This window comes from Neisseria sicca VK64 (assembly GCF_000260655.1).
Taxonomy (GTDB): Bacteria; Pseudomonadota; Gammaproteobacteria; order Burkholderiales; family Neisseriaceae; genus Neisseria; species Neisseria sicca_B.
Genome location: NZ_AJMT01000144.1, coordinates 1 through 3,371, shown reverse-complemented (window position 1 = coordinate 3,371; position 3,371 = coordinate 1). Strand labels below are relative to the sequence as shown.

3 protein-coding genes are annotated in these 3,371 nt (G+C 49.4%); all 3 read right to left on the bottom strand.

Translation table 11 applies throughout. From position 1 onward, the window contains the following. Window positions 1-306 (bottom strand): ribonucleotide-diphosphate reductase subunit beta (locus HMPREF1051_RS08780; RefSeq protein ID WP_003767311.1); only part of this gene is annotated, 306 nt, incomplete at its 3' end. A gap of 271 nt (window positions 307-577) precedes the next feature. Next, the gene (locus tag HMPREF1051_RS13550) at window positions 578-1,150 is read right to left on the bottom strand and encodes a hypothetical protein (protein WP_003767314.1); all 573 of its coding nucleotides are present in this window, start codon (window positions 1,148-1,150) and stop codon (window positions 578-580) included. A gap of 20 nt (window positions 1,151-1,170) precedes the next feature. Then, window positions 1,171-3,371 (bottom strand): class 1a ribonucleoside-diphosphate reductase subunit alpha (gene nrdA, locus HMPREF1051_RS08775; protein ID WP_003767318.1); only part of this gene is annotated, 2,201 nt, incomplete at its 5' end.

Below are 3,371 nucleotides of genomic sequence, written 5' to 3'. Positions count from 1 at the left end.
AATCGACACCAAAGGCAGCAAGGCAACGTTCGGACTGCGACCTTGGATGGAATCGAGCAAGGTTTGGTATTTTAAGTTACTGATGAAAATGTGTTTCTCATGTTCGGGCAGGTTGGCGTAGTCGATACGGTCGCGCGACACGTCGATTTCTTCCGGCCGCCAGAAGAAAGACAGTTGTTTTTCAATCAGTTTTTCAAATACTTCGTATTTCTGCTGGTCATAACGGGCAACATTTACCGGCTGACCAAAAAACATCGGCTCTTTAAGCGCGTCGTTTTTGGTTTTGGAAAAAGTGCTGTATGACATGACTAGGTGTTCACAAGACATGGCTGTTTTCTCAGGTTGATTTAAATCTAAAAGTAGGATAGGCGACTTCTAGGCTATGCGAAGCAGATAGGTCGTCTGAAAATTTTTATTTTGAGCCTTATTGCAATCGTGGTACAATTTGTCTCAACAAAACGCATGAGCAGGCATGAAACCATTTCAGCGTTTGTCCGGCCTTTTTAGGCTACTAGCCCAAGAGCAGTTATAAAGCGAAGCCTGTACTGACAACCCTTGCTTTTAAGTGAGGGTTGTTTTACTTTGGGCGTTTGATTCTCTTATTGATCAATGTATTATGTAATAACACAAAGAAACCGACCGGTTTTCTCCTTACTTTTGTTCCGTGATTTTCTTTGTAATCCCCATCCCGTATATATGCACTATTAATGTAAATATGTACATCATGTTTTGGAGATTTGGCTCTTTGAAGTGAAAAGTAAATTTCATAATCTACTTTTTTACCGTTTTTATCCGTTACTGATATGGTCAGAAACTTATCGTCAGCCGAAGTGAAATAACATTTGTTTCTACTAATTTCACGCATAATTTGCGGCAACATTTTTGAAACCTGGTAGCGCTCGAAACAAAAAATTCGTGTTTCTTTAGCCGTTACATAATGCAATGCAGATTCAATATCTGATAACTTTTCTCCCTTACGTTTATTTTCACCTCTTGTAAAACAATGTGTACTAAACTCGATAATACAGCGGTATCGTTTTTCCGCCGTACCATCACTTTTAGCAGGTTGAATATAGTCACAAGAAAACGCAGTTAAATGCGTTAGATCATATTCAATACCTTGATAATCAAATTTAGGAAAGGCTTTCAATTACTTCACCAAAGCCCTTATCAAATCTTACAAGCCCCGCCCGCGCAGCCGTCATCCTGAATATCGGTCTGCGTATCGTCCGCGCCGTCGCGGGTGTTGTGGTAGTACAGGGTTTTGACGCCGTATTTGTAGGCGGTCAGCAGGTCTTTAAGCATTTGTTTCATAGAAACTTTGTTGCCTTCGAATTTGCCCGGGTCGTAGGCAGTGTTGGCGGAAATTGCCTGATCGACGAATTTTTGCATCACGCCGACAAGTTTCAGGTAGCCTTCGTTGCCCGGAAGCTGCCACAGGGTTTCGTAGGCGTCTTTCAGGGTTTCAAATTCGGGCACGACCTGTTTCAGGATGCCGTCTTTCGATGCTTTGACCGTTACCAGTCCGCGCGGCGGTTCGATGCCGTTGGTGGCGTTGGCGATTTGCGAGCTGGTTTCAGACGGCATGAGTGCGGTCAGTGTAGAGTTGCGCAGACCGTATTTGACGATGTCGGCGCGCAGGCTTTCCCAGTCGCACAATAGCGGTTCGCTGCACACGGCATCCAAGTCTTTTTTATAGGTGTCGATGGGCAGTTTGCCTTGCGAATAAACGGTTTGGTTGAACAGCGGGCATGCACCGTATTCTTTGGCGAGGTTCACCGATGCTTTGAGCAGGTAATACTGCATGGCTTCAAAGGTGCGGTGGGTCAGACCGAGCGCGGAATCGTCGCTGTAACGGACGCCGTTTTTAGCCAGATAGTAGGCGTAGTTGATAACGCCGATGCCGAGCGTGCGGCGGTTCATGGTCGCGGTGCGGGCGGCTTCGACCGGATAGTCTTGATAATCCAACAAGGCATCGAGTGCGCGCACGGTCAAATCGGCAAGCCCTTCCAGCTCATCCAAGCTGTTTAATGCGCCCAAGTTGAAGGCGGACAGGGTACACAGGGCGATTTCGCCGTTCGGGTCGTTGATGTTGTCCAGCGGTTTGGTCGGCAGGGCGATTTCCATGCACAGGTTGGACTGGTGCACGGGCGCGACGCGCGGGTCAAACGGGCTGTGCGTGTTGCAGTGGTCAACGTTTTGGATGTAGATACGTCCCGTTCCGGCGCGTTCCTGCATCAGCGTGGAGAACAAATCGGTAGCCGACAAGGTGCGCTTGCGGATGTTCGGGTCTTGCTCGTATTTTGTGTAGAGACGCTCGAATTCGTCTTGGTCGGCAAAGAACGCGTCGTACAGGCCGGGAACTTCGTTGGGCGAAAACAGCGTAATGTTGCCGCCTTTAATCAGGCGGGTGTACAGCAGGCGGTTGATCTGCACGCCGTAGTCCAGCTGGCGGATGCGGTTGTCTTCTACACCGCGGTTGTTTTTCAACACCAACAGGCTTTCAGCTTCGATGTGCCACAAGGGATAGAACAAGGTTGCCGCGCCGCCGCGCACGCCGCCTTGCGAACAGGATTTGACCGCCGCTTGGAACATTTTGAAAAACGGAATGCAGCCGGTGTGTTGCGCTTCACCGCCGCGGATTTCGCTGCCCAAACCGCGGATACGTCCGGCGTTGATGCCGATACCCGCGCGTTGGGAAACGTATTTCACAATCGCGCTGGTGGTGGCGTTGATGGAATCCAGACTGTCGTCGCATTCAATCAATACGCAGCTTGAAAACTGACGCGTAGGCGTCCGCACGCCACTCATAATCGGGGTTGGCAGTGATACTTTAAACGTAGAAACGGCGTCGTAAAAACGTTTGACGTAGTCCAAACGGGTCTCTTTCGGGTATTTGCTGAAGAGACACATCGCCACCAAAATGTATAAGAACTGTGGCGTTTCATAAATCTGGCGGGTAACGCGGTTCTGCACCAGATATTTGCCTTCGAGCTGCTTCACAGCGGCATACGAGAAGGTCATGTCGCGGCTGTGGTCGATATAGGCGTTCAGCTCGTCAAACTCTTCACAGCTGTAATCTTCGATGATGTGGCGGTCGTATTTGCCCGCATCGGTAAGTTTTTTAACGTGGTCGAAGAGATGCGGCGGTTCGAACTCGCCGTAAGCGATTTTGCGCAGGTGGAAAATCGCCAGACGCGCGGCAAGATATTGATAATCGGGCGTATCCTGCGAAATCAGGTCGGCAGCCGCCTTGATGATGGTTTCGTGGATGTCGTCGGTGCGGATGCCGTTGTAAAACTGGATGTGCGATTTGAGCTCGACCTGCGATACGGAGACATTTTTCAAGCCTTCCGCCGCCCAAGTAACGA